This window comes from Pseudomonas sp. XP1 (assembly GCF_053557675.1).
In genome coordinates, this window is the sequence record NZ_JBNRIJ010000043.1 from 1 (window position 1) to 25,937 (window position 25,937).

The 25,937-nt window shown below is 61.4% G+C and carries 26 protein-coding genes and 1 pseudogene; 11 read left to right on the top strand and 16 right to left on the bottom strand.

Features of this window, described 5'->3' with window-relative positions:
• Window positions 1-696: 696 nt before the first annotated feature.
• On the top strand, window positions 697-948 hold the full coding sequence (locus ACK1U9_RS23535) for a DUF3077 domain-containing protein (protein ID WP_085602282.1): 252 nt from the start codon (window positions 697-699) through the stop codon (window positions 946-948).
• Window positions 949-1,403: 455 nt separating this feature from the next.
• On the opposite strand, the gene ACK1U9_RS23540 is transcribed toward ACK1U9_RS23535, so the two are convergent.
• Window positions 1,404-2,048, bottom strand: a complete 645-nt coding sequence (locus tag ACK1U9_RS23540; RefSeq protein WP_085602281.1) for a hypothetical protein — start codon at window positions 2,046-2,048, stop codon at window positions 1,404-1,406.
• A 116-nt stretch (window positions 2,049-2,164) separates the two neighbouring features.
• On the opposite strand from ACK1U9_RS23540, the gene ACK1U9_RS23545 reads away from it, so the two are divergent.
• Window positions 2,165-2,968: a hypothetical protein gene (locus ACK1U9_RS23545; protein WP_449110217.1), complete on the top strand. Its 804-nt coding sequence runs from the start codon at window positions 2,165-2,167 to the stop codon at window positions 2,966-2,968.
• 331 nt (window positions 2,969-3,299) lie between these two features.
• Here ACK1U9_RS23545 and ACK1U9_RS23550 read toward each other — a convergent pair whose 3' ends face one another.
• Window positions 3,300-3,662 (bottom strand): SHOCT domain-containing protein, encoded by a 363-nt coding sequence (locus ACK1U9_RS23550; protein WP_230385103.1) that lies wholly within the window; start codon window positions 3,660-3,662, stop codon window positions 3,300-3,302.
• 285 nt (window positions 3,663-3,947) lie between these two features.
• Window positions 3,948-4,898: a LysR family transcriptional regulator gene (locus ACK1U9_RS23555; protein WP_085602278.1), complete on the bottom strand. Its 951-nt coding sequence runs from the start codon at window positions 4,896-4,898 to the stop codon at window positions 3,948-3,950.
• A gap of 132 nt (window positions 4,899-5,030) precedes the next feature.
• Between ACK1U9_RS23555 and ACK1U9_RS23560 the strand changes: the two genes are divergently transcribed.
• Both ACK1U9_RS23560 and mmsB read left to right on the top strand, forming a co-directional pair.
• On the top strand, window positions 5,031-6,557 hold the full coding sequence (locus tag ACK1U9_RS23560) for a CoA-acylating methylmalonate-semialdehyde dehydrogenase (RefSeq protein WP_085602277.1): 1,527 nt from the start codon (window positions 5,031-5,033) through the stop codon (window positions 6,555-6,557).
• 10 nt (window positions 6,558-6,567) lie between these two features.
• Window positions 6,568-7,455: a 3-hydroxyisobutyrate dehydrogenase gene (mmsB, locus tag ACK1U9_RS23565; protein ID WP_085602276.1), complete on the top strand. Its 888-nt coding sequence runs from the start codon at window positions 6,568-6,570 to the stop codon at window positions 7,453-7,455.
• 228 nt (window positions 7,456-7,683) lie between these two features.
• Here mmsB and ACK1U9_RS23570 read toward each other — a convergent pair whose 3' ends face one another.
• Both ACK1U9_RS23570 and dmeF read right to left on the bottom strand, forming a co-directional pair.
• Window positions 7,684-8,028 (bottom strand): cupin domain-containing protein, encoded by a 345-nt coding sequence (locus ACK1U9_RS23570; RefSeq protein WP_003258412.1) that lies wholly within the window; start codon window positions 8,026-8,028, stop codon window positions 7,684-7,686.
• A gap of 96 nt (window positions 8,029-8,124) precedes the next feature.
• Window positions 8,125-9,066, bottom strand: coding sequence for a CDF family Co(II)/Ni(II) efflux transporter DmeF (gene dmeF, locus ACK1U9_RS23575; protein ID WP_085602275.1), 942 nt, complete (start codon window positions 9,064-9,066; stop codon window positions 8,125-8,127).
• 70 nt (window positions 9,067-9,136) lie between these two features.
• On the opposite strand from dmeF, the gene ACK1U9_RS23580 reads away from it, so the two are divergent.
• The gene (locus ACK1U9_RS23580; RefSeq protein ID WP_003258414.1) at window positions 9,137-9,412 is read left to right on the top strand and encodes a metal/formaldehyde-sensitive transcriptional repressor; all 276 of its coding nucleotides are present in this window, start codon (window positions 9,137-9,139) and stop codon (window positions 9,410-9,412) included.
• Between the two features lie 52 nt (window positions 9,413-9,464).
• Here ACK1U9_RS23580 and ACK1U9_RS23585 read toward each other — a convergent pair whose 3' ends face one another.
• From ACK1U9_RS23585 to ACK1U9_RS23615, 7 genes are all read right to left on the bottom strand, one after another.
• A complete protein-coding gene (locus ACK1U9_RS23585) occupies window positions 9,465-10,397 on the bottom strand; it encodes a phosphatidate cytidylyltransferase (protein ID WP_015271818.1) in 933 nt (310 codons plus the stop codon).
• A 1-nt stretch (window position 10,398) separates the two neighbouring features.
• Entirely contained in the window at window positions 10,399-11,022 is a 624-nt protein-coding gene (locus ACK1U9_RS23590; RefSeq protein WP_025340660.1) for a lysophospholipid acyltransferase family protein, read from the bottom strand.
• A gap of 10 nt (window positions 11,023-11,032) precedes the next feature.
• Complete coding sequence (locus tag ACK1U9_RS23595; protein ID WP_108479971.1) at window positions 11,033-11,464, bottom strand: hypothetical protein; 432 nt, start codon at window positions 11,462-11,464, stop codon at window positions 11,033-11,035.
• Window positions 11,461-12,795, bottom strand: coding sequence for a phosphatase PAP2/dual specificity phosphatase family protein (locus tag ACK1U9_RS23600; RefSeq protein WP_046616373.1), 1,335 nt, complete (start codon window positions 12,793-12,795; stop codon window positions 11,461-11,463). Before ACK1U9_RS23600 ends, ACK1U9_RS23595 begins: the two co-directional genes overlap by 4 nt.
• The gene (locus ACK1U9_RS23605) at window positions 12,796-14,550 is read right to left on the bottom strand and encodes a bifunctional alpha/beta hydrolase/class I SAM-dependent methyltransferase (protein ID WP_284386277.1); all 1,755 of its coding nucleotides are present in this window, start codon (window positions 14,548-14,550) and stop codon (window positions 12,796-12,798) included.
• Between the two features lie 30 nt (window positions 14,551-14,580).
• A complete protein-coding gene (locus tag ACK1U9_RS23610; protein ID WP_085602272.1) occupies window positions 14,581-15,186 on the bottom strand; it encodes a CDP-alcohol phosphatidyltransferase family protein in 606 nt (201 codons plus the stop codon).
• Window positions 15,187-15,422: 236 nt separating this feature from the next.
• Complete coding sequence (locus ACK1U9_RS23615; protein WP_108479968.1) at window positions 15,423-16,304, bottom strand: LysR substrate-binding domain-containing protein; 882 nt, start codon at window positions 16,302-16,304, stop codon at window positions 15,423-15,425.
• A gap of 77 nt (window positions 16,305-16,381) precedes the next feature.
• On the opposite strand from ACK1U9_RS23615, the gene ACK1U9_RS23620 reads away from it, so the two are divergent.
• Window positions 16,382-17,146 (top strand): sulfite exporter TauE/SafE family protein, encoded by a 765-nt coding sequence (locus ACK1U9_RS23620; RefSeq protein WP_085602319.1) that lies wholly within the window; start codon window positions 16,382-16,384, stop codon window positions 17,144-17,146.
• On the opposite strand, the gene ACK1U9_RS23625 is transcribed toward ACK1U9_RS23620, so the two are convergent.
• The gene (locus ACK1U9_RS23625) at window positions 17,136-17,450 is read right to left on the bottom strand and encodes a putative quinol monooxygenase (protein WP_085602320.1); all 315 of its coding nucleotides are present in this window, start codon (window positions 17,448-17,450) and stop codon (window positions 17,136-17,138) included. The genes ACK1U9_RS23620 and ACK1U9_RS23625 overlap by 11 nt on opposite strands.
• A 154-nt stretch (window positions 17,451-17,604) precedes the next feature.
• Here ACK1U9_RS23625 and ACK1U9_RS23630 point away from each other — a divergent pair, with 154 nt between their 5' ends.
• The 3 genes from ACK1U9_RS23630 (at window position 17,605) to ggt (ending at window position 21,060) form a co-directional block, all read left to right on the top strand.
• Window positions 17,605-18,195 carry an NAD(P)H-dependent oxidoreductase gene (locus ACK1U9_RS23630; RefSeq protein ID WP_046616367.1) on the top strand — a complete coding sequence of 197 codons (591 nt, stop codon included), beginning with the start codon at window positions 17,605-17,607 and terminating at the stop codon, window positions 18,193-18,195.
• Between the two features lie 183 nt (window positions 18,196-18,378).
• The gene (locus ACK1U9_RS23635; protein ID WP_046616366.1) at window positions 18,379-19,275 is read left to right on the top strand and encodes a LysR substrate-binding domain-containing protein; all 897 of its coding nucleotides are present in this window, start codon (window positions 18,379-18,381) and stop codon (window positions 19,273-19,275) included.
• A gap of 117 nt (window positions 19,276-19,392) precedes the next feature.
• Window positions 19,393-21,060, top strand: coding sequence for a gamma-glutamyltransferase (gene ggt / locus ACK1U9_RS23640; protein WP_196183720.1), 1,668 nt, complete (start codon window positions 19,393-19,395; stop codon window positions 21,058-21,060).
• A 136-nt stretch (window positions 21,061-21,196) separates the two neighbouring features.
• Here the strand turns inward: ggt and ACK1U9_RS23645 are convergent, their stop codons facing one another.
• The 3 genes and pseudogenes from ACK1U9_RS23645 to ypfJ form a co-directional block, all read right to left on the bottom strand.
• Complete coding sequence (locus ACK1U9_RS23645) at window positions 21,197-22,060, bottom strand: methyl-accepting chemotaxis protein (RefSeq protein WP_408003946.1); 864 nt, start codon at window positions 22,058-22,060, stop codon at window positions 21,197-21,199.
• A pseudogene (locus ACK1U9_RS23650) lies at window positions 22,052-23,116 on the bottom strand (methyl-accepting chemotaxis protein); the annotation flags it as partial. The gene ACK1U9_RS23645 and the pseudogene ACK1U9_RS23650, both read right to left, overlap by 9 nt.
• A gap of 256 nt (window positions 23,117-23,372) precedes the next feature.
• Window positions 23,373-24,260: a KPN_02809 family neutral zinc metallopeptidase gene (gene ypfJ / locus ACK1U9_RS23655; RefSeq protein WP_449110218.1), complete on the bottom strand. Its 888-nt coding sequence runs from the start codon at window positions 24,258-24,260 to the stop codon at window positions 23,373-23,375.
• A 226-nt stretch (window positions 24,261-24,486) separates the two neighbouring features.
• On the opposite strand from ypfJ, the gene pcaH reads away from it, so the two are divergent.
• Window positions 24,487-25,206 carry a protocatechuate 3,4-dioxygenase subunit beta gene (pcaH, locus tag ACK1U9_RS23660; RefSeq protein ID WP_003251597.1) on the top strand — a complete coding sequence of 240 codons (720 nt, stop codon included), beginning with the start codon at window positions 24,487-24,489 and terminating at the stop codon, window positions 25,204-25,206.
• Between the two features lie 10 nt (window positions 25,207-25,216).
• On the top strand, window positions 25,217-25,822 hold the full coding sequence (pcaG, locus tag ACK1U9_RS23665; protein ID WP_046616363.1) for a protocatechuate 3,4-dioxygenase subunit alpha: 606 nt from the start codon (window positions 25,217-25,219) through the stop codon (window positions 25,820-25,822).
• Window positions 25,823-25,937: the final 115 nt, after the last annotated feature.

Here is a 25,937-nt window from a genome sequence, read left to right on the forward strand (position 1 = left end):
CACCTCTGGCATTCAGCTTGCCATTCACCGCTCTCACTTCAGATTCTAATCCCCTCTCAAGACACAAGCTGGCTTGCCTGCGATCGAGGGCGCAGCCCTCGCCAGGGCCATCTGCCTGTAAGAATTTTCCGAACCTGAAGGCAATTGCTTCAGTTCACCTCACATGGCGAATTATCCTACATGCCAGTCAGAAGCCGCCACATAGGCGGGAAAGTCCTCCTGAGATAACGTCCTTGGGTCGCCTTTCCAGGTGACCGGGCTTGAGACACCCGGACTACATGTGTTGGCACCGCTTCATGGCGGTCGTGCGCGGGCAGGCTTTGGCCTGGCCGGTATTCATGTGTCCCGGGTCTCAAACCGTGCACGACTGCCACCCAAATCCTTGAGACGAAGAGGGCGGCAGTTCCTGGTCCGTTCAAGGGAGCTCCATCATGAAAAAGCTCGTACCTGATCCACCTGCCTCAGCCCTTCTCCAACTCGCCCCCCCCAATCTCCTACTTCTAGATCCTCCGGGTATCGAAGAATGTGATCAACTGCTCCGCGCCCTGATCCTGACAGTGGATCACATCACTACCGTACTAATCGATAGCGATCCTGGGCTTATGCAGGATGCTATGGGCATGAATATTCGCCTTCTGTGTCGAGCGATCCACGCCCTGACTGACCACACTAGCAGCCGCAGCAAGGAGCAATGATATGAGCGATGATCCAAGGAAATCCTCGACCGCGGGCATAGAAACCTTTGACCTGTTCCGCTTGCAGCCAAACGTTCCCTTCAATCATGCCTTCACGCAGTTATCTGTGTTGCTTGGCTGTATTCGTCACCTCACGACAGAGGCAGAGATGGAGAATGACCGGATTGCAGGTAGTGCTGCACGAATTCTCAGTGAGATGGCAAAAGCGTTGATTGATGATATGGAGCTAGGAATGTCCAGAATATTGAGTTGAAGGGGCTAGGGCCGCACTGCGGCCCTTTTTAAATTTTACCCTCAATTTAAGAAGGTTCCGTGCGCGCTATGAGGATTTAAAGTCATTTTCTCGGTTGATCTTGAAGTTGTTGGGAGTGATAAGTGAAATTTCTGGCTCAAAGAGAGCAGCCAAGATAAAGGGTTCGCACAGTTCCGCTAATTTTTGCAGCGTACTATGGGTATATTTCAGCGCGTCAAGAGTGTGAGTTTTCTAAAGCATTCGCCTTCGGCTTACCTACGATCACTAGATGTTAGAGGCTAGTGCTCATGGATGGCAAACAGTGACCGCCAAGGAAACGGCAGGATGACGCCCTTTGAAAGTATTTATCCAGTGTGATTTCACACTGAAATGATTGCGAGACTGTCGAGAAAAAGGTAGCTAGAACTATGATAAATTATTTAGGTCGATTTCACTGAAACCGCCCTTTGCCACACTCATAGCATGGAGCGAAGCCACTCTCGACAGTCATTAAAGAAGCAGTTGTAGTCTGAAATAAACGCTGAAAGCTTTATTGCGTAAAATTGCGACTCATTTTCTAAGTCGGCTCGCTCAAGATTCAATGCCAAAACCAGCGGTTCGTTCTCACCTATCCTTGCTAAATCGGACTGGATAAAAGAGTGCTTAAAGGTATTGGATAGGTCATTTAGCAGCTTAATAAAATTAAGGTGTCGCTCAAATAGACCGTCTGGACCATGGTAGTTGTGTTTGAATATGAGCCCGATAGTATCAATTCTGACTCTTGACGGAATCTCACCCCCGTCCCGCAGCTGATGCATACACCAAACAAGTGCTACAAGCTCATCGGCCACCCTTCGCATCCCGGACACTGCGTACTCTGTAGAAAATCGATGCTTGTTAAAGACATCTTTCATGCTGTCTTCAATACTTCCGGTTCTTGCAGCGCACCAATTCTCATAGCTTATTATAATTTGTCGATTGGCCTCGTTTAGCCTAGAAATCATGTCCATCCACTTTAGCTGAAAGTTTCCATAAGGCGTATTTGCCGGAAGTGGCAGGAGCAATGAGACGTTCAGAGGCTCTTCCGGTTGCATGCCGATGTCAATCAGGATGTAGGACATGGTGAGACACTCTTATCGTATGGAGGATGTAGACAATGATCGTTGCTTAGTCTATACCATCGGGTGATATCTGAGTATCGATGCAAAAAAATTTATCCTGCTGAGGGCATGTTTAGATGGAGAAAAAGGACGGGAAAGGGAGGAGGCAGAAGCATGGTGAAGTTACCATTCCCCGCGAGGAGTGGGTTTATGGTCATGCAACCGAGAAGGTATCATCGTTAACACTGCAGAAGGACTCGGTAACGGGAAAGATCAATATTTTTGAGATAGACCCTTCCACCATCAGGCGTCAGATCACCCATAAGCGGGAGGCTAAAGACGACAAAGTCCTCTATTCCGCTCCCGCAGACGACTTCTCTCTGTCGCTCACCAATTTTGAGGAAATGCGGCAACGCTTTGATTATCTTATGGCCGTGGATACGAATACTCTAGACATGGTGTATAAAGGGTACAAGGTCAGTGCTTGTTGCATCTATGTGGTAAAAGATCATTTGGAGTCGATCGTTACTGATCTACCTTTTCAGCATCATGCTACATTCTTGATTTTGAATCCCAATCATGAGGAAAAGAATGAACCTATAGGCTGGCACCTTGCTATTTCTCAAAGTATTGCCCCGTGGTTTCTACAGAGCTGTAGGATTGGGATGATAGTTGACAGTGAGCTGGGAAAGCATATTGATATTAATGCAGGAGTGGAGCCGTATTGCGGAAGTTACCACCTTCCACAAAAGTTACGATTTATATATGCCTCTGATAGATCTGCCACTTATGCTAACAGCATGATTAAACAGTGCCATAGTTCTGCTAAAATGGTACTTGAGCACTTTGAGGGAGTTGGCATTGATTCTGTATTGCAGCGAAATCCTCTTAAGCTTGGCGACGCCCTGTGTTACAAAATAGTATCTTCACAACAACCGTGAACCAATTTGCGAGCAGGGTGCGTTTTCTCTCTGGCTTTCGTGTTCCGATTGAATCCGCATTCGGCTTGCTGAAGCTTAACCCAAAACCATTCTCCCTAAATTCTCACCACAATTGCCGCTGCCTCCGTGTTCGTGTCGGATTCTGTGGTCAGAACTGTGCGGTTCTGAGTTGACATAAAACCTCTGATTTGAGAGGAATTTGCAGTGGTGCTAATTATAAGTTTCGTGCAGAAGGTAATTAAGAGCCCTTTGATTTTTGAAGTGCTTTGAAAGGGCTCATAATTAATCCCACTTGCTGCAATACAGAGTGACAGAGGAAATTGCTTCGTATCTACCCTTGGAGCAGCTGTTTCTTCTGAGTCGAAAACTCCTCGTCAGTCAAAATGCCTCGCTCTTTCAGGGCTGCAAGCTTTTCAAGCTCATCCGCTACAGAAACATTATCTTGAGGTGGTGCTGCTACGGTATTGGAGCGAGCAATAGCTTTGATCGACTCTAAATGCCGTTCATTTTCGGCAGCTACCTGAGCTTCCCGTGCAGACTCCTTATTCAAGTCACTCACGATCAGAGCGATAATCAGCCCGAGTAAAGGCGAGGTAATGACGGACAGTAGAGTAAAACCCCAAAAGCTACGTCCCTTCGAGCTTGCCAGCATACCTACCCCAGCTGACAACACTAACCAGAAAACAATAATCATGAATCCCAAGATCATCTCTCCTTGGCTTCTACAGCCTACAGTGGAATACAGATAGTAGCACGATGCTATCAGTGTCAAAAGCTATCAATCGCCAAGGCTAATGGGCGAAGAACCTGAATCTTTATGTCAACGAAGCCTTGTCTTTACCTCCAAGGTATCGCTTCCCTTTCGACCACTCTCATTCGGCATCCCTTCGCGGGAAAATGGGGTGTCACAAGTGGTGTTACGCGGCGTTGCTTTCAGCCCTTTTGCGGCAGGTAGGATGACACCCTTACTCCTTGACCATCATTCCTGAGCAAACCGCATCTCCCGGGTCTCACCCATCAACAGCGGCGCATTCGCCTCTGTCACCCCTCGGATGTAATCCCACAACAGCGTAATCCGCTTCAACTTCCTCAAATCCTCCCGGCAATACATCCAGAACTGCCGTGTCACCTCGATCTCCTCCGGCAACACCGTCACCAGCCGTGGGTCCTGTGCCGCCAGGAAGCATGGCAGGATCGCCAGCCCACGCCCCTGCAACGCAGCCGTGTACTGCGCAATCACGCTGGTACTGCGCAAATGCGCGCTGGCGCTGGGGATCAGGTTGGCCAGGTACAGCAGCTCAGAACTGAAAGCCAGGTCGTCCACGTAGCTGATGAACGGGTGCCTGGCCAGGTCCGCGATCTGCTGGATCGGTGCGTGGCTGTCCAGGTAGTCCTGGGTCGCGTACAGCCGCAAGCGGTAGTCGCACAGCTTGCAGCACACATAAGGGCCGTGTTCCGGCCGCTCCAGGGCAATGACGATGTCCGCCTCGCGCTTGGACAGGCTGATGAAGTGCGGCAGCGGCAGGATATCCACCGAAATCGCCGGGTAGGCATCGACGAAGTGGCTTAGCTGCGGGGTGACGAAGAAGCTGCCGAAGCCTTCGGTGCAGCCCATGCGCACATGCCCCGACAACGCCACGCCCGAGCCGGACACCTGCTCGCAGGCCATGTGCAGCGTGCTCTCGATCGACTCGGCATAACCCAGCAGGCGCTGGCCCTCGGCGGTGAGGACAAAGCCGTTGGTCCGGGATTTCTCGAACAGCAAGGTGCCCAGGGCCCCCTCCAGCGAGCTGATGCGCCGCGACACCGTGGTGTAGTCCACGCTCAGGCGCTTGGCCGCGCTGCTGGCCTTGCGGGTCCGCGCCACTTCCAGGAAGAACTTCAGGTCGTCCCAGTTGAGCGCGCTCAGGGATGTGAGGTCTTTTTGCATGATGATCCGGTTTTTTTGTGCGTTCTTGTTGGATGTTTGCACATCTATACTCGAAACAAGCCTCAGGACGCCACCTCGCGTTTGCACGGCGCTGGCGATCTCGTCCCGACAATAATTCCAAGGAGAACGCAGATGAACGCACCGCAGTCCCCTAACCAGACCAAAATCGAACAGGTCAAGCTGCTGATCGACGGCCAATGGGTCGAGTCCAGGACCACCGAATGGCGCGACATCGTCAACCCAGCCACCCAAGAGGTACTGGCGCGCGTACCGTTCGCCACCATCGAAGAAGTCGACGCGGCCGTGGCCGCTGCCCAACGTGCCTTCCAGACCTGGCGCAACACGCCGATCGGCGCGCGCATGCGCATCATGCTCAAGCTGCAGGCGCTGATCCGCGAACACACCAAACGCATCGCCCAGGTTCTCAGTGCCGAGCAGGGCAAGACCCTGGCCGACGCCGAAGGCGATATCTTCCGCGGCCTGGAAGTGGTCGAGCATGCCGCCTCCATCGGCACCCTGCAGATGGGCGAGTTCGCCGAGAACGTCGCCGGCGGCGTCGATACCTACACCCTGCGCCAGCCGATCGGTGTATGTGCCGGCATCACTCCGTTCAACTTCCCGGCGATGATCCCGCTGTGGATGTTCCCGATGGCCATCGTCTGCGGCAACACCTTCGTGCTAAAGCCGTCCGAGCAGGACCCGCTGTCGACCATGCTGCTGGTCGAGCTGGCGCTGGAAGCCGGCATACCGGCTGGCGTGCTCAACGTGGTGCACGGCGGCAAGCAAGTGGTGGATGCCATTTGCACCCACAAGGACATCAAGGCGATTTCTTTCGTCGGCTCTACCGAAGTGGGCACCCACGTGTACAACCTGGGCAGCCAGCACGGCAAGCGCGTGCAGTCGATGATGGGCGCCAAGAACCACGCGGTGGTGCTGCCCGATGCCAACCGCACGCAAACCGTCAACGCGCTGGTCGGTGCTGCCTTTGGTGCAGCAGGCCAGCGCTGCATGGCCACTTCGGTGGCAGTGCTGGTGGGCAAGGCTCGCGAATGGCTGCCAGATATCAAGGAAGCGGCCAGCAAGCTGAAGGTCAATGCCGGTTGCGAGCCAGGCACCGATGTCGGCCCGGTGGTTTCCAAGCGCGCCAAGGAGCGTGTGCTGGGCCTGATCGAAAGTGGCATCAAGGAAGGCGCCAAGCTGGAGCTCGACGGCCGTGGCGTCCAGGTACCGGGCTACGAGCAAGGTAACTTCATTGGCCCGACCCTGTTCTCGGGCGTGAAGACCGACATGCAGGTTTACACCCAGGAAATCTTCGGTCCGGTGCTGGTGACCCTGGAGGTCGATACCCTCGATGAGGCCATCGCCCTGGTCAACGCCAACCCGTTCGGCAACGGCACCGGCCTGTTCACCCAGAGCGGCGCGGCAGCACGCAAGTTCCAGAGCGAAATCGACATCGGCCAGGTCGGCATCAATATCCCGATCCCGGTCCCGGTACCGTTCTTCAGCTTCACCGGTTCGCGTGGCTCCAAGCTCGGCGACCTCGGCCCGTACGGCAAGCAAGTGGTGCAGTTCTACACTCAGACCAAGACCGTCACCGCCCGCTGGTTCGATGACGACAGTGTCAACGACGGTGTGAACACCACCATCAGCCTGCGCTAAGGAGAGAGTCATGCGTATCGCATTCATCGGGCTTGGCAACATGGGCGCACCCATGGCCCGCAACCTGATCAAGGCCGGGCACCAACTGAACCTGTTCGACCTGAACAAGGCCGTGCTGGCCGAGCTGGCAGAACTGGGTGGGCAAATCAGCCCTTCGCCCAAGGACGCGGCGGCCAATAGCGAACTGGTGATCACCATGCTGCCGGCCGCTGCGCATGTGCGCAGCGTGTACCTGAGCGAGGATGGTGTGTTGGCGGGGATTCGCCCGGGCACGCCCACCGTGGATTGCAGCACCATCGACCCGCAGACTGCACGTGATGTGTCCAAGGCCGCAGCGGCCAAGGGCGTGGACATGGGCGATGCGCCAGTGTCCGGTGGCACTGGCGGCGCGGCGGCAGGCACCCTGACCTTCATGGTCGGTGCCAGCGCCGAGTTGTTCGCCACCCTCAAGCCGGTACTGGAGCAGATGGGCCGCAACATCGTGCACTGCGGTGAAGTCGGCACCGGGCAGATCGCCAAGATCTGCAACAACCTGCTGCTGGGTATCTCGATGATCGGCGTGTCCGAGGCTATGGCCCTGGGCAACGCGCTGGGCATCGATACCAAGGTGCTGGCGGGGATCATCAACAGTTCGACCGGGCGTTGCTGGAGCTCGGATACCTACAACCCGTGGCCGGGCATCATCGAGACTGCGCCCGCGTCGCGCGGGTACACCGGAGGGTTTGGCGCCGAGCTGATGCTCAAGGACCTGGGGCTGGCCACCGAGGCTGCACGCCAGGCGCATCAACCGGTGATCCTGGGGGCCGTGGCCCAGCAGCTGTACCAGGCCATGAGCCTGCGCGGCGAGGGTGGCAAGGACTTCTCGGCAATCGTCGAGGGTTACCGCAAGAAGGATTGACGAGCGAGGACTTCATCGCGGGCCAGGCGGCCTTCCCTCTGTAACTGCGCACCAGAGGGAAGGGCGTCTGATCCGCGATTTTTTTTGCCCGGATGCCGGGCTCGGATCAGCTTGTAGGAGCAGCCTTGTGCTGCGAAGAGGCCTGATCCGGCCCGGCACATGTGTCGCCATGACTGGCCTCTTCGCAGCACAAGGCTGCTCCTACAGGGCTATGTGTGGTTTGTGGAATCAGGCAAAGACAAAGTACTTACGCACGGTCTCGACCACTTCCCAGGTGCCTTTCATCCCTGGTTCGATCACGAACACATCACCCGCTTTAAGATGCTTCGGCTCTTCGCCTTCCGGGGTGATGATGCAGTAGCCATCGAGGAAGTGGCAGAACTCCCACTTCTCGTAATTGACCTCGAACTTGCCCGGGGTGCAGATCCAGGTGCCCATGATCTTGCTGCCATCGGCCGACAGGTAGGCGTTGAGGTTGACGGTGTGCGGATCGCCGCCGATGCGCTTCCACTTGGTGGCGTCCACGACCGGCGTCGGGCAGGTTTCGCGCAGGACGGTGATGAAATCGGACATGGCACAACTCCTGGTGACTGGCTGAATGACTCGTCACCATAGGGCCATTGGCCGAGCCGCAGTTGCCTGGGCTCGACGTCCAGCTGTCTGGTCGCGCTATGCCAGGCGGTTGACCTCGACGGTGATGTGCGCCAGTTCCTCGTGTACGCCCAACGCTTTGCGCACGCTGTCGGCGCTGAGTTCGGCCCGGGCGGCCAGGCCGAGAATGCAGGCGTATTGGTCCTTGCCCACGCGCCACACGTGCAGGTCGGTGATGCAGGTCGGCACCGGCAGTTGCGCAACCACCTCGCGGATTTCTTCCACGACCGGCGCGTCCATCTCTGCATCCAGCAGCACCCGCCCGGTATCGCGCAGCAGCCCGCGGGCCCACAACGCCACCAGCAGCGCACCGACCAGGCCCATGACCGGGTCGAGCCAGCCTGCGCCCCAGTACTTGCCTGCCAGCAGGGCGACGATAGCCAGCACCGAAGTCGCGGCGTCGGCCATAACGTGCAGGTAGGCCGAGCGCAGGTTCAGGTCGTGGTGGTGGTGGCCGTGGTCATGGTGATGGTCGTGGCCATGGTGGTGATGATCGTGATGGTGATGGTCGTCACGCAGCAGCCAGGCGCAGATCAGGTTGACGGCCAGGCCCACTGCGGCGATGAAGATCGCCTCGTCATAGTGGATCGGCCCCGGTGCCAGCAGGCGCTCCACCGACTGGAATGCCATCAGCCCGGCCACGCCCAGCAACAGAAGGGCGCTGGAGTAGCCGCCGAGAATCTCGATCTTCCAGGTGCCGAAGGCAAAGCGCCGGTCGCCGGCATAGCGCCGTGCGGCGGCGTAGGCCAGCAGCGACAGGCCCAGGGCCAGGGCGTGGGAGCTCATGTGCCAGCCGTCGGCCAGCAATGCCATGGAATTGAAGAACCATCCCCCGGTAATTTCCGCCACCATCATCACGGCTGTCAGCCACACGGCCAGGCGCGTCCTGCGCTCGGCGCCCAGGTTGCTGGTATGGAACTGGTGGCTGTGCTGCCAGCGGTCTGAGGTTTGTGTCGCCATGGTTTATCATGCTCCCGGAACATCGAGAAATATACTATACCCCAGTATACCTAGCATGGTGTGAAGCCCAATGGCACATACTCTGAAGAGCAAGAAGCAGCTGCTGACCCGCGTGCGCAAGATCAAAGGCCAGGCCGCCGCCCTGGAGACAGCGCTGGAGCAGGACAAGGACTGCCTGGCTATCCTGCAGCAGATCGCCGCCGTGCGCGGTGCGGTGAACGGGCTCATGGCCGAAGTGATGGAAGGGCATATCCGCGAACACCTGGTGGCGGACGGGCTGAGTGCCGAGGAGCGGCAGGACGAGGCGGACAAGGTGGCGACGTTGCTGCGGTCGTACCTCAAGTAGCAGACCGGCGGCACCGATACCCTAGGGGGGTAAAGTTCAAGGCGAACACGTTCTACGCCCACCAATACCGCACAAAGTGGAAAAACACCGGCGCGGCAAAGCACACCGAATCCATGCGGTCGAGCATACCGCCGTGGCCTTCGATCATGTGCCCCCAGTCCTTCACCCCACGGTCGCGCTTGATCGCCGACATCACCAGCCCGCCGAAGAAGCCCATGGCGTTCACCGCCAACGCCATCAGCGCGGCCTGCCAGAAGGTGAACGGGGTGATCCAGCACAGCAGGGCGCCGATCAGGGTGGCCAGTGCCACTCCGCCGGCGAGGCCTTCGACGGTCTTGGATGGCGACAGGTTGGGCGCTACCTTGTGCTTGCCGAACAGCTTGCCGCACACGTACTGCAGCACGTCGCTGATCTGCACCACCAAGATCAGCCAGGCAATCAGCAGCAGGTTGCGGCCCTCGTAACCCGGGATGTCCAGGGTCATCAATGCCGGTACCGACGACACGCAGTACACCGCGATCATCAGCCCCCACTGCACCTTCGAGGCGCGCTCGAGAAAGCGCGTGGTGTCACCGCCGAAACTGGCCAGGATCGGCAGTAACAGGAACAGGTACACCGGGATGAAGATGCTGAACAGCCCGTACCAGTCCATGGCGATCAGCACGTACTGCACCGGCAGCGCCACATAGAACGCCGCCACCAGCGCCGGGTAGTCGCTGCGCCGGGTCGGGGTGAGCGTCATGAACTCGCGCAAGGCATAGAACGATACGCCGTAGAACAGCACGATCACGCCGTACTTGCCGAACAGGAAGGCGATGCCGATCACCAGCACCATCACCCACCAGGCGTTGATGCGGGCGTTGAGGTTGTCGATCACCGCGTGCGGTGCCGGGCCGGCGCGCCATTTGAGCAGGCGGCCGATCACGCTGGCGAGCAGCAGCAGGGCGCCGATGCCGGCGAACAGGGAAAGGGTGTTGTCATCCATCTCAGGCATCCTTGGGGGCCAGGTTCAGCAGGGCTTGGCTGGCCCGCTCGAGAAAGGCTTGCTTGCTTTCATCCGCCTGCAGGTGCAGCGGCTCGCCAAAGCTCAATGTGCACAACAACGGCAATGGCAAGGCACGACCCTTGGGCATTACCCGGTTGAGGTTGGCGATCCATACCGGCACCAGTTCGACCTCTGGGTTGGCTGCTGCCAGGTGGTAGAGCCCGCTCCTGAACGGCATCAGCGGCTCGTCGCCGAGATTGCGAGTGCCCTCCGGGAAGAAGATCAGCGAGTCGCCCTGGGCCACGGCTTCGAGGATCGGTTGCAGCGGGCTGCCCTGGCCGGCGCTGTGTTGTCGGTTGATCAGCACTCCATTGAAGACCTTGCGGATGAGAAAGTCGCGAATACCCGGCTTGGCCCAGTAGTCGGCGCCGGCTACCGGACGGGTACGCTTGCGCAGCGGTTGCGGCAGCGAGGCCCACAGCAGTACGAAGTCGCCATGGCTGCTGTGGTTGGCGAAATACAGGCGCTGCACCGGCAGCGGCGTGCAGCCCAGCCACAGGGCGCGGGCGCCGGTGATCAGGCGGGCGGCGGAAGTGATGAGGTAGGCGGTCAGGTTGGCGAGCATGGATCGGTAGTCATCCCTTCAAAGGCAGTGTCAGCAGGGCAGCCAGGGCCAGCGATAGCTGCAGGCCCAGGCAAACTGCCTGACGGCGCAACAGGGCCAGGGCGGCCTGACTGCGGGCAGGCCAGGCGCGGGAGTCGGCGGCCTGCGGTTTGAGATTCAGCTCGTACAAGGCTCGGTCTAGGGCCAAGGTGTCCGCCGCCAGGTCGCGGCTGGCGGCGAGATGGGCGAACAGTTGGGCATCGATGGCCACACGGATGGCCCAGTACTTGTGCAGCACGCCCAGTACCAGCAGCGCAATGCACAGCAGGCTGGCCAGCGGTAGTAGTCGCACACCCAGCAAGGGTGCCAGGCCGTAGGCCAGGGCCAGCAGGGTGAGGCCGTCCGACAGGCGTTCCAGTTGTTTGCCACGGCCCAGCAGGCTGGCCACCACGTACAGCGTCATGGTTGTGTCCCTAGCTGTTGCAAGGCCTGGCGGTGTGCGCTGCGCAGGACCACGCCGGGGCGGGCCTTGCGGATCAGCGCCTCGGCCTGGCGAGCATCGGTGCAGCGGCCCGTGAGCACCAGCCAGGCGGCCACGGCGCTGGCACTGCGCGAATAGCCCAGGGCGCAACAGACCAGCACCGGGCCTTGGGAGCGCAGGCGTTCGATGGCGATGGCGGCCTGGTGCAGCAATGGGCTTTCCGGGGCGATCAGGTCCAGGGTAGGAAAACATGCGTAGCCAATGGCGGCCGCGACCTGTGCGGGAGCGGCGCTGTTCTGAACATGACACGGTAGCTCAGCGCACAAATCGACCACCCCAGCGAACTGCGCGCCATGCCCTGGAACGCGCCCAAGGTACACGCCATCACACACTTCATCGGCCTGCGGGTGCCGCCAGGTCCACAACCGCGAGTTGGCCCACGCCCCAATCAGGTACGGTGCCAGCAGCCAGCTGGCTGCATTCGACAAGCGCCCATCGGCGCCTTTCTGAAACCCGCCTGCGCCGAGCACGCCATAGTTCAGCGCCACCAAAGCCAGCGACACGGCCGGCCAGGTCAACCACAGCCAGGCGCCGCCCAGCGTAACGGCAGGCACTGCGCACAGCAGCCCACCCACTGTATAGAACAACGCCAACCGCCAGCGCTTGGCATCCCGCGCAAGGTGCACCTGCTGCCAGGGCAGTTGCCCCCGATATGGCCACAACCAGACGCAGACGAACCCCACCAATGCCCCTGTCGGCACATCGATGAAATGGTGCTGCCAGGTGGTCAGCACCGACACCCCTATCAGTGCCATCCAGCCGTGCATCAGCCAACGCCAGGGCTGGCGCTGCACGTGCCGGGCAAACATCGTCCATATGATCACCAGCAGGGCAATATGCAGTGAAGGCGCCTGGTTGAACGGCTTGTCGAAGCCCATCAGCACATCGAACATCCAGCCGAACACCCCGCCCAGTTCCGGCCGCTCGAAGGTGAAGCGCAGCGGCCAGAGCAGGAAGCAGCTGACGCTGATCAGCTGCGCGCAGAGCAGCGCCAGCGCGTGCCGGTCCATTTCCTGGCGCGTGCGCGGCAGCAGGAAGGACAAGCCGTAGAGCAGGTCGATCGACCAGTACGGGATGATCGTCCACGGCCACAGCGGCATGCGGCTTTCCCAGCCGAACACCAGGCTGCCGACATCGCTGCGCCCGGCCGTGTAGTTGTTCGCCAGCCCGTAGCTGAGGAAAAACAGCGGCCCCAGCAGCAGAAGCCAGAATACGCCCCGACGGATCAGCCCGGGTTCGCGTGATGGGCTCATTCAGCGCACCCGTTGTGCCAGGCTGACGCTGAAAATGCCCCATTCATCGATGCGCTGGGCCAGCTTGCGGAACCCCGCCGCTTCTACCAGCTGGTCCATTTCGGCCTGGCTGCGGCGGCGCATCACCCAGGCCTCGCCGCCGCGGTGGCTGGTGAGGGCGCGGGCGATCATTTCCAGTTGCGGGTGCCACGGCTGGCCGGTGTAGACCAGGTAACCGCCATCTTCCAGCGCATCGGCCAGGCCGGCCAGCGAGTTGCCTACCAACTGGTTGCTGGCGAACAGTTCGTACAGGCCGGAGACCACGGCCAGGGTCGGCGGTTGTTCCAAGGTGGCCAGGCTCTTGCGGTCGAAGGCATCGCCCTGGACGAAGCGGGCGATGTCGGCCAGGCCCTTTTCGGCAATCAGTGCGCTGCCTTGCTGCACGTTCAGGTCGCTGTAGTCGCGCAGCAGGATCGAGTCCGGCAGCTGTTCGAGTTCCTGCAGGGCCTCGAGGATGTAGCGGCCATGGCCGGCGGCGATATCGACGATGTGCACCGGCCGCTGCTGTTCGCGCAGGCGGGCGATGGCCAGGCGCAGCAGTTCCTCTACGTGCAGCTTGCGTTGGCGGATGCCGCGCCAGCCGATCGCGCCAAGGTAGTTCTGGTCGACCAGGCGGCCGAGCTTGCCTTTGCCGGTCGGCCGGTTGCGATACACGTAGTCCAGGGTACTGCCCGAATCGAAACCGGTATCGAAACCCAGCTTCACACCTTCGGACAGCCCCTTGCCCAGGCGCAGCCCGGCGCGGGTAGCGCGCCAGTAAAGGTCGCGGGGCGAGTTGCGCGGCAGCGGTGCGGCCAGGCTTTCGGCCTCGGCGCAGCTGGCGCCGGTCCTGTCGGCATCGAGCAGCGACGGCAGGGAGGCGGGGCTGGCGAAGCAATGTTCGACGAACCGCTCGATACGCCGCAAGGCATGGGCTCGATCACGCTCGCCAAGGGTGTCGTGGAAGAAGCCTGGCAGGATGTGCATTTCCTTGCGCGTACTGCCCAGGCGTTCGAAGAAGCGTTCCTGCGGCTGGCGTTCGACCACGAAGTCGGCACCGGACACCAACAGTTGGGTCGGCAGCTGGATGGCCTGGGCATCCGCCACCACCCGGTCGGCGGCTTCGTACAGGCCGAGCAGCATGGTTACCGAAATCGGCCGGCTGATCAGCGGGTCGGCCACATATGACATGACCCGTTCGGGGTCGTGGGTGAGCAGGCGAGGCTTTACGTAGCTGTTGACGAAGAAGTTGCCGCGCAGGCCCTTCAGCAGTTTCAGGCCGGGGCGGGCGAACGGCACGTACAGTTTGACCTTGAACGCTGGCGAGGCCAGCACCAGGCAGCGCACCTTCGGCGCGTAGTCGTGGGCCCAGGTGGCGACCAGCACGGCCCCGACGCTCTGCGCCAGCACCACCAGGTCCTGTTCGGCAATGCCGTGGTGGGCCCGGATGTGCTCGATGAAGGTCTGCACATCGCGCACGCTGGTGGCGAACCCCGGGCTGTCGCCGCGCGCGCCCGGCGACTGGCCGTGGCCCCGGGCATCCCAGGCGAAGAAATCGTAGCCCGGCATGTCCAGCTCATCGGCCAGGTGGGCCATGCGCCCGCCGTGTTCGTGGCCGCGGTGGAACATCACCACGGCCCGGCGTGGCTGGTATTGGTTACGGGTGGCAGGCCAGTGACGGTAGTGCAGCTCGACGCCGTCATGGGTGGAGAAGTGCAGTGCTTGCGCTTGGCGCATGGTCGACATCCTTTTACGACGGCAGTGGGCTCAGCGGGCTTCGGCCAGCCCCTGACGAACCCGGTTGTAGAGGGTATAGAGCGAGAGTGCGAGGATGACCAGCAACAAGCCGTTGATCCAGGCGCCGTTCAGCAGGCCAAATGCGACACCGGTACCTAGCACGCCGAAGGCGAAGGCCCGGTCGCTCTTGCCCATTGGGCCGTCGTAACGCCGTGAGGCGCCGGCCAGCGGGCCCATGACACCGGCGTATTCGCTGAAAGTGGCGCTGAGCACCACGAGTACGACCAAGGTTGGCGACACACCGGCCAGCAGGGCGAAGGGCAGGTACAGCCCGGCATCGGCGATCACGTCGCACAGTTCGTTGAGGTACGCGCCCAGGGTAGATTGCTGGCCGAACTCCCGGGCGAGCATGCCGTCAACCGCGTTCAGTGCCATGCGCAGCAGCATCCAGACCGGCACCAGAATGAACAGCCAGGTGAGATGGGGCAGGGCAGCCAGCAGCAGGCCCAGCAGGATTGACAGCAGGGCGGCGGCAATGGTGACCTGGTTGGCGGTGACTCCGCGGTCATAGAGGCGCTGGACAGCAGGACGGAGCATGGCCTGGAAGCGCGGTTTGAGCTGGTAGATCGATGCCACTGGAAAGTCCTTTTCGGTGGTGCGATGGGAGGATTGTGTGCGAGCGGCCGAAAAAATGCACTTACTGTGTGGGAGCGGCCTTGTGTCGCGAAAGGGCTGCGCAGCAGCCCCGGCAATCTCTGCTGCGGAGCTGAAAACCTGGGGCCGCTTCGCGCCCCTTTCGCGACACAAGGCCGCTCCCACATCGACCGCATGGGCTTCAGATCATACGCAGTGCAGGCAACATACTGATCGTGTCAGTGGGTGAGGGTGGTCACCAACCCTGCGGCATACCCCGGCAATGCCGCAAAGTCGCGCGCGCATACCAGCAACTGGCGATTGGCCCATGGTTCCGTCAGGGCCACCCAGTGCAACGGCAACACCCCTTGCCAACGCTTCACTGCAGCCAGCGGCACAATCCCCACTCCGGCTCCGCCCGCAACCATGCGGATCACGCCATCGAACCCTTCGGCACGCACTCGAACCCGCATGCGCCGCCCCTCGCGCAGTGCCTGCTCTTCCAGGTACAACGCCAGTGCACTGCCAGCCCCCAGGCCGACATAGCCATGGGCCAGGCTATCGATGAAGCTCGGCGCGACCTCGTTGGCCAGCGGGTGGCGCTGCGGCGTTACCAGCACCAGCGGGTCTTCGCGAAACGGCCGGGTCTGCAGGTGCGCGCTGGGTGCGGCGGTCGAAACGATGCCCAGGTCTGCCATGCCCTGGGTAATCGACTGCACGATGCGCAGGCTCGGCAACTCCTGCACATCCACGCTGACCCCAGGGTTTGCAGCCAGGTAGCCGGCCAGCAGTTCCGGCAGGTACTCCGTGAGCGCCGCCGTGTTGCACAGCAGGCGCACCTGGCCCTGCTGCCCTTGCGCGTACTGGCTCAGGTCGAACTGCAGGCGTTCGACCTGCTGCGTTATCAGCCGGGCATGCTGTAGCAGTGCCTGGCCTGCCGCGGTTGGCTGCACGCCACGGCGGTTGCGTTCCAGCAAAGGGATGCCCAGCGATGCCTCCATGGCGCGGATGCGTGCACTGGCTGCTGCCAGCGACAGATGGCTGCGGCCGGCACCGGCGGTGATGTTGCCGCACTCCAGGGTGTGCTGGAAAAGCCTGAGGTCGATCAGGTCGAAATGCATGTGGCTCTGTCCTGGCAAGAGTCTGGCTGAGTATATGGCAGATTTTCAGCCCGGCCGGCGCACGCCATCATCGGCCCATGGATACCTTGCTCGCTTTTTACCAGAACATTGGCCCAGCGCTGTCGCTGCTGGTGATACTGACCTTCCTGCTGGCCGGTGCGGTGAAGGGGGTGATCGGCCTAGGCCTGCCGACCATCGCCATGGGCCTGCTGGGCCTGGCTATGTCACCGGCGCAGGCTGCGGCATTGCTGATCGTGCCTTCGACCCTCACGAACTTGTGGCAGCTGGCCAGTGGTGCGCACCTGCGGGGCTTGCTGGTGCGCCTGTGGCCAATGCTGGTGTTGATTTTCGTTGGCACCTTGCTGGGCAGCGCCTGGCTGGGGATCGACAGCGGCCCTTGGGCCGTGCATGCACTGGGCGCGGCCTTGGTGCTGTATGCGCTGTACGGGCTGGTCGGCCCGGGCTTGCGCCTGGCGCCGGGGCGGGAGCGTTGGCTGGGGCCGCTTTGCGGGCTGGTTACGGGCGTGATCACGGCTGCGACCGGGGTATTCGTGATACCGGCGGTGCCCTACCTGCAGAGCCTGGGGTTGAGCCGGGAACAGATGATCCAGGCCCTGGGCCTGTCGTTCACGGTTTCGACCCTGGCCTTGGCCGTTGGCCTGGCCGGGCAGGATGCCCTGGGTGGCCAGGCACTGGGTGCCTCGCTGCTGATGCTGGCGCCGGCCTTGCTCGGCATGCTGGCTGGCCAGTGGCTGCGTCAGCGCATCAGCGCGCTGCTGTTCAAGCGCTGTTTCTTCATCGGCCTTGCCGCACTCGGCGGCCATCTGCTGATCAGCGGTTAGCGCTTGATGCGCTGAGCATGTCGATCATCTGTATGTCGAAATCGCGTTCCAGGTAGTCCATGCGTTTTTCGAAGAACTCGGTCATGTGCGGCAGGGCCGAATGCACATCCAGCGCGGCCTTGTCGGCCCAGACCTCGAAGAACACGAACAGGCTCGGGTCCTGCTTGTCGCGCAGCATGTGGTACTCGATGCAGCCCGGTTCCTGGCGGCTTGGCTCGACGTAGGCGCGGAACAGGGTTTCGAACGCTTCGGCCATTTCCGGGCGAGTCTTGGCTTTGAGGATGAAGGCGTACTGCTCACTCATGGGTCGCTACTCGTTGATGGGAGGTGACGCGATTCTAAAGCAAAAATGTATTGTTAATTCGTGACTTCAGGGCAATTGTATTTTGCCCATGCATTACTATATCCCGCGCCCGCGAGCCTCTAATCTGCCGGCCTGAATTTTCCGCGAGGCCCGTATGAAGAAGATCCTTTTGCTCAACGGTGGTAAACAGTTCGCTCACTCTGACGGTCGCCTCAACGCGACCTTGCACGAAGCGGCCATCGCTCACCTGGACCGGGCCGGTTTCGATGTGCGCCAGACTTTCATCGACGGTGGTTACGACGCCCAGGAAGAGGTGGAGAAGTTCCTCTGGGCTGATGTGGTGATCTACCAGATGCCCGGCTGGTGGATGGGCGCGCCATGGACCGTGAAGAAGTACATCGATGAGGTATTCACCGCAGGCCACGGCAGCCTGTATGCCAACGACGGCCGTACCCGTGCGGACCACTCGCAAAAGTATGGCAGCGGTGGCCTGGTGCACGGCAAGCAGTACATGCTTTCGCTGACCTGGAATGCACCGCAGCAGGCATTCGACGACCCGAGCGATTTCTTCGAGGGCAAGGGGGTGGATGCGGTGTACTTCCCGTTCCACAAGGCCAACCAGTTCCTTGGCATGACCGGGCTGCCGACCTTTTTGGCGGTGGATGTGATGAAACGGCCGGATGTGCCGACTGCCTTGGCGGCCTATGAGGCGCACCTGGACAAGGTATTCGGCAAGGCACGGTAAGGTTCTACCTGTGCCGGCCTCTTCGCGGGTAAACCCGCTCCCACAGGTACTCCACAGTCTTTGAGAACCGTGCAGCACTTGTGGGAGCGGGTTCCCCCGCGAAGAGGCCCGTACAGGCACCGCTGGACTTGGCCTCGACAAGCGGCTATCTAATCCCTGCAGAGACCAACCACAGGCGCAGATGTGAAAACCCGATCCGAAGAACTCCAGGTATTCGTTGCCGTCATCGACAGCGGCTCGATTTCCGCCGCTGCCGAGCAGATAGGCCAGACCCCGTCCGCCGTCAGCCGTACCCTGTCGCGCCTTGAAGGCAAGCTGGGCACCACGCTGGTCAACCGCACCACCCGGCGCATGGACCTGACCGAGGAAGGCCGCTTCTTCCTCGAACGCGCGCGCCTGATCCTGGAGCAGATGGACGAGATGGAAGAGCGCCTGTCGATGAATCGCCAGACCCCTACCGGGCGCCTGCGCATCAACGCCGCTGCACCGTTCATGCTGCATGCCATCCTGCCGTGGATCGGCGAGTTTCGCCGCCAATACCCTGGCATCGAACTGGAACTCAATACCGACGACCTGATCATCGACCTGCTGGAGCAGAGCACCGATGTGGCGATCCGCATCGGCGAACTGGCCGACTCCAGCCTGCACGCGCGCAGCCTTGGGTGCAGCCCGGTACAAGTGCTGGCCAGCCCGGCCTACCTCGAGCAGCACGGCACGCCGCAGCGGGTCGAGGACCTGGCCAGCCACTGCCTGCTCGGCTTCAGCCAGCCCGAATCGCTCAACCAATGGCCACTGCGCCATGCCCAGGGTGACCGCTGGAGCATCCGCCCGGCGCTGATCGCCTCCAGTGGCGAGACCCTGCGCCAACTGGCGCTGGCCGGCGAGGGCATCGTCAGCCTGTCGCACTTCATGACCCACGAGGACATCCGCACCGGGCGCCTGCAAGTGCTGCTGAGCGAAGCCAACAACGGCTACCGCCAGCCGATCCATGCGGTGTACTACCGCAACACCCAGCTGGCGCTGCGTATCCAGTGCTTCCTCGATTTCATCCAGCGCAAGTTGGCAATGTACGCCAGCTGAGTTGCCTGAACACGACAGATCCTGTCCACAGGCGGCGAAACTTCCTGCGGTTGATTGCACAGTCGAAGCGCTTCGGCCTTACTGACTGCTCAACAAAAACAACACCAAGGAAGTGTCATGCGTATTGCTCCGTTCCAGTACCTGGCTCTCGCAGCCGCGATCCTGAGCTGTTCCTCGGTTCATGCCGCCAACCTTGAGGGCGGTGCGGTGGCCGCGCCCGATCAATATGCTGCACAGGTGGCAGCCGACATCCTCAAGAAAGGCGGCAACGCGGTGGATGCTGCAGTGGCCACGGCTTTTACCCTGGCGGTGACTTATCCCGAGGCCGGCAACATCGGTGGTGGCGGGTTCATGACCCTGTTCGTCGACGGCAAACCCTACTTCCTCGACTACCGCGAAGTCGCGCCCCAGGCCGCCACGCGCAACATGTACCTGGACGAAAAGGGTGAGGTCATCGAGAACCTCAGCCTGGTCGGGGCACGCGCTGCTGGCGTACCGGGCACGGTGATGGGGTTGTGGGAGGCACACCAGAAGTTCGGCAAGCTGCCCTGGAGCGAGCTGCTGACCCCGGCCATCGGCTATGCGAAAAACGGCTTCAAGGTGGCGGCAAAGCAGTACCAATACCGCAACGATGCCCAAGGCATGTTCAAGACCGCGACCAATTTCAACGACTACTTCGGAAACATGAAGGTCGGCGAGCTGTTCAAGCAACCGGAAATGGCCCAGACTCTGGAACGTATCGCCGACAAGGGCGTGAGCGAGTTCTACCAGGGCAAGACCGCCGACCTGCTGGTGGCGCAGATGCAAGCCGACAAGGGCCTGATCACCAAGCAGGACCTCAAGGACTACAAGGCAGTATGGCGTGAGCCGATGGCCGTGAGCTGGCGTGGCAATGTGGTGTACACCGCGCCACCGCCAAGCTCCGGTGGTGTCGCCCTGGCACAGCTGCTGGGCATCAAGGAAAACCGCGCGGCGGACTTCAAGGGTGTGGCGCACAACTCGGCGCAGTACATACACCTGTTGGCCGAGATCGAGAAGCGCGTGTTCGCCGACCGCGCCGACTACCTTGGTGACCCAGGCTTCACCAAAGTGCCGGTGGATCAGCTGGTGGCCAAGGACTACCTGGCCAAGCGCGCCGCGCAGGTCAACCCGAAGGCCATTTCAGACACCGACAAGGTCAAGCCTGGCCTGGAACCGCACCAGACCACGCACTTCTCGATCGTAGACAAGCAGGGCAATGCGGTCAGCAACACCTACACCCTCAACCTCGACTACGGCAGTGGTGTGGTGGTGAAAGGCGCCGGCTTCCTGCTCAACGACGAGATGGACGATTTCAGCGCCAAGCCGGGGGCGGCGAACGCCTTTGGTGTGGTTGGCGGCGATGCCAATGCCATCGCCCCGGGCAAGCGCATGCTGTCGTCCATGAGCCCCAGCCTGATGACCCGCGATGGCAAGGTCGAGCTGGTCATCGGTACACCGGGTGGCTCGCGGATCTTCACCTCGATCTTCCAGGTGATGAACAACCTGTACGACTACGGCATGCCGCTGGACAAGGCAGTGGCGGCGCAGCGCGTGCACCATCAGTTGCTGCCCAAGGACACCATCTACTTCGACAGCTATGCGCCGCTGACCGGGCCGGTGGCCGATGAACTGAAGAAGATGGGCTATGTGCTGGAGGACCAGGGCTGGGAGATGGGGGATATCCAGGCGATCCGGGTTGATGGGACGAAGCTGGAGACCGCTTCGGATCCGCGTGGGCGTGGGGTAGGGATGATCGTCAAGTAATACCTGTTCCATCGCTGGGAGGGCTTTGCCCTCCTATCGCGACACAAGGCCGCTCCCACAAAGACCTGCGTACGCCGATCAATGTGGGAGCGGCCTTGTGTCGCGATGGGCCGCAAAGCGGCCCCAGATTCCAGGATCAGACGCGGAACTGGCTGACCAACGTCTGCAACTGCCCACCCAACCGCGCCAGCTCCACGCTGGACGCCGCCGTCTCGTCACTGGCCGCCGCCGTCTGCTCCGACACATCGCGCACATTCAGGATGCTGCGGCTGATCTCCTCCGCCACCGCACTCTGCTGCTCCGCTGCTGCGGCGATCTGCTGGTTCATCGACTGGATGCTCGACACCGTGCTGGTGATGCTCTCCAGCGAGGCCCCGGCCTTGCGCGCCAGCTCGACGCTGCTGTCGGTCAGGGTTCGGCTGCCGTGCATGGCCGTAGCCACTTGCTGGGTCCCATGTTGCAGGCTGGCGATCAGCTCTTCGATCTCTTCGGTGGATTTCTGTGTGCGCTGGGCCAGGCCGCGCACTTCATCGGCGACCACGGCAAAACCACGGCCGGCCTCGCCGGCACGCGCCGCCTCGATCGCTGCGTTCAGCGCCAGCAGGTTGGTCTGTTCGGCCACCGACTTGATCACGTCCATCACGCTGCCGATCTTCTGGCTTTCCTGCTGTAGCAGGTTCATGGCTTCGGTGGATCGGTGCATGTCTTCGGCCAGGCGCTCGATCTGGCCAATCGCTTCGCCCACCACGCGGTCGCCGGCACGGGCTTCGTCATCGGCGCCGGTGGCGGCATGCGAGGCCTGTTCGGCATTGCGTGCCACTTCCTGAACGGTAGCGGCCATTTCGTGCATGGCGGTGGCAACCTGGTCGGTCTCGACCTTCTGGCTGTTGGCGCCGGCGCTGGTCTGCTCGGTCACAGCCGACAATTCCTCGGCAGCGCTGGCGATCTGGGTGACGCCGTCGCGGATGCCGCTGATCAGCTCGCGCAAAGTGGTGCCCATGCGGGCGATGCCTTGTTGCAGTACGCCCAGTTCGTCGCGACGGGTGACACGCAGGTGCTGGGTGAGGTCGCCGCTGGCGATCTTCTCCACTGCCACCATGGTGTCGCGCAGCGGGCGGGTGATCTGCCGGGTGATCAGCACTGCCGCCAGCACGCCGACCAGCAGCGCCAGCAGCGTGGCGATGGCCTGCAGGCTGCGGGCCTGGGTGCTCTCGATGTCACGGCGCTGCAGCTGGATCTGGTACAGCGCGTCGCTGCGCTTGACGATGTCGGCACCCTGCACGGTCATTTCGGCGCGCGCAGTGGTGATGTTGGCGACCGCATCGCGGAACTGGCGCACGGCGTCACGGTAGGCCAGCACCGAGCCCTCGAACTGTTGCAGGCGTGTGTCTTCAGCCGGCAGCTGGCGCTTGAGGTTGTCGATTTCGGCCAGGGCGGTGTCCAGCTGGCGCAGGGCGGCCTGCTCGTTGGCGGCGCTGTTTTCGGCAATGTAGCCGCGTACATCGATGCGCACCTGCAGCAGTTGCTGGCGGGCCTTGCTGATCAATTGATACTGGGCCAGGCGCACGCTGTCGGCTTCGGGGCGCGCCATGACTTCCTGGCTGAGAGCGTCCATGGCCTGGTCGGCGCGGCTGGCCGAACCGTCCATGGCCGTGCGCGCGGTGCGGGTGGCGTCGTAGCCCTGGCGCATCTTGTTCAGCGACACCTTGTAGGCGCTGATGGTCTCGCCCAGTTCACCCAGCAGCTTGATGTTTTCCGGGCTCTTGAAGGTGCTGGCCAGGTAGGCCTGCTGTTTGCTGAAGGCGTCCAGCTTGGTCTGGGTGTTGGCGGCGGCGGCATCGTCGCCGTTGGCGATCATGTACTGCAGGCGGGCAATGCGCAGGTCGGTCAGGTCCTTGTTGAGCTGGCCGATATCGCCCATCCAGTTGCTGCGGTCGATCAGGCTGCCCAGGCTGGTCCAGCCGGTCAGGGCCAGCAGGCCGGTGAGGATCAGTACCAGGCCAAAGCCCAGGCCGAGTTTGAGGTTGACGCTGATGTTGGCGAACCAGCTGTTCATGCACGCTCTCCAGAAGTTGTTTTCGCTCGCTTGATCTTCGATCGCCAGGCGTTGTTGTTCTGGATGCCCGCTGATTCGTGCAGGGGTTATCGGCAGTGATGTAGGAAGCTGAAACGCTTTTTCAGCAGATTTGTAACTGGCTTGATTGAGGGCTGCCTTGCAGCCCTTCGCGGGCGACGCGGTGGATGGCACCGGCTTTGCCGGTGTTCGCGGCTGAAGCCGCTCCCACAGGGATCGCGTCGGTTTGCGAAGTTATTCAAAGGTTGCGTGCACTGAAGGTATCGCAGCGGTTCACCTCACCCTCGGCAAACCCTGTCTTGAACCAGCGCACCCGCTGCGCCGAGGTGCCATGGGTGAACGAGTCCGGTACCACGCGTCCGCGGCCCTGCTGCTGCAGGCGGTCATCGCCAATGGCATTGGCCGCTTTCAGCGCCTCTTCGACGTCACCCGGTTCCAGCCAGTTCAGGCGCTTCTGGGCCTGGTAGGCCCATACCCCGGCCAGGCAGTCGGCCTGCAGCTCCTGGCGCACCAGCAGGCCATTGTCACCTTCCATGCGCTGCCCACTGCGGCGCGCGGCATCGACTTTGGCCGACACGCCCAGCAGGGTCTGCACGTGATGGCCGATTTCGTGGGCGATCACGTAGGCCTGGGCAAAATCGCCGGCTGCGGCGAAGCGGGTTTCCATTTCGCGGAAGAAAGACATGTCCAGGTAGACCCGTTGGTCTGCCGGGCAATAGAACGGCCCCACCGCCGCCGAGGCAAAGCCACAGGCCGAATTGACCTGGCCGCTGAACAGCACCAGCTTGGGGTCGCGGTACTGCTTGCCGCCCTCGGCGAACAGGGCTTTCCAGGTGTCTTCGGTATCGCCCAGGATCGAGGCGACGAACTCGGCCTGCTGGTCGTTGGCCGGCGGGGCTTTGCCGCCCGCGCTGCTGGGCGCCTGCTGTTGTTGCTGCTCCATCTGGCCGGCGAGCTGGCCAAGAATCTGCAGCGGGTCCTGGCCGGTGAGCCAGCCGATGCCGACAATCAGCAGCACCGCACCAAGCCCCAGCCCCTTGCCGCCGCCGAAACGCATGCCGCCGCCACCACCTTCGCCTCGGGCATCGACCACATTGTCGCTGCGTCGGCCTTTTCGCCAATCCATGAATGCTCTCCGGAGCGTGAAACAAGAAGACAAAGATTAGTCCACGACGGCGGCGAGTGTCAGGCCAAGATGCTTATGCATAACCAAATGGTTATGTTTGGTGTGGCTGATTTCAATATTCATTGCGCGCGACCTGCCTGAAACTGCATGTGGGAGCGGGCTTGCCCGCGAAAGGGTGTCAAATCACCCCCCGCGCATTTCCATAATTCCAAGAGAGGAAACCGGCATGCCCGCCCAGGACAACAGCCGCTTCGTGATCCGTGATCGCAACTGGCACCCGAAAGCCCTTACGCCTGACTACAAGACTTCTATTGCCCGCTCGCCACGCCAGGCATTGGTCAGCATCCCGCAATCGATCAGCGAAACCACCGGCCCGGACTTTTCCCACCTGGGCTTCGGCGCCCATGACCATGACCTGCTGCTGAACTTCAACAACGGCGGCTTGCCGATCGGCGAGCGAATCATCGTCGCCGGCCGTGTCGTCGACCAGTACGGCAAGCCTGTGCCGAACACCCTGGTGGAAATGTGGCAGGCCAACGCCGGTGGCCGCTACCGTCACAAGAACGACCGCTACCTGGCGCCGCTGGACCCGAACTTCGGTGGCGTCGGCCGTTGCCTGACCGACCGTGATGGCTACTACAGCTTCCGCACCATCAAGCCGGGCCCGTACCCATGGCGCAACGGCCCGAACGATTGGCGTCCGGCGCACATCCACTTCGCCATCAGCGGCCCGTCGATCGCCACCAAGCTGATCACCCAGCTGTACTTCGAGGGTGACCCGCTGATCCCGATGTGCCCGATCGTCAAGTCGATCGCCAACCCGCAAGCCGTGCAGCAGTTGATCGCCAAGCTCGACATGAGCAACGCCAACCCGATGGACTGCCTGGCCTACCGCTTCGACATCGTGCTGCGCGGCCAGCGCAAGACCCACTTCGAAAACTGCTGAGGACCCCGCCATGCCAATCGAACTGCTGCCGGAAACCCCTTCGCAGACCGCCGGCCCCTACGTGCACATCGGCCTGGCCCTGGAAGCGGCCGGCAACCCGACCCGCGACCAGGAAATCTGGAACCGCCTGGCCAAGCCGGACGCGCCCGGCGAGCATATTCTGCTGATCGGCCACGTGTATGACGGCAATGGCCACTTGGTGCGGGACTCGTTCCTGGAGCTCTGGCAAGCCGACGCCAACGGTGAGTACCAGGATGCCTACAACCTGGAAAACGCCTTCAACAGCTTTGGCCGCACGGCTACCACCTTTGACGCAGGTGAGTGGACGGCGCATACGGTGAAGCCAGGTGTGGTGAAAAACGCCGCCGGTGTGCCAATGGCACCGCACATCAACATCAGCCTGTTTGCCCGGGGGATCAACATCCACCTGCACACGCGTCTGTATTTCGATGACGAGGCCGAGGCCAATGCCAAGTGCCCGGTGCTCAACCTGATCGAGCAGCCGCAGCGGCGCGAGACCTTGGTGGCCAAGCGTTGCGAGGTGGACGGGAAGACGGCGTATCGCTTCGATATCCGTATTCAGGGGGAAGGGGAGACGGTGTTCTTCGACTTCTGAGTGAAGCCTGGGGCCGCTTTGCGGCCCATCGCCGGCAAGCCAGCTCCCACAGGGACTGCACAGGCCCTGAGAGCAGTGCGGTCGAGGTGGGAAGAGCTTCGTCATCGCCGACATT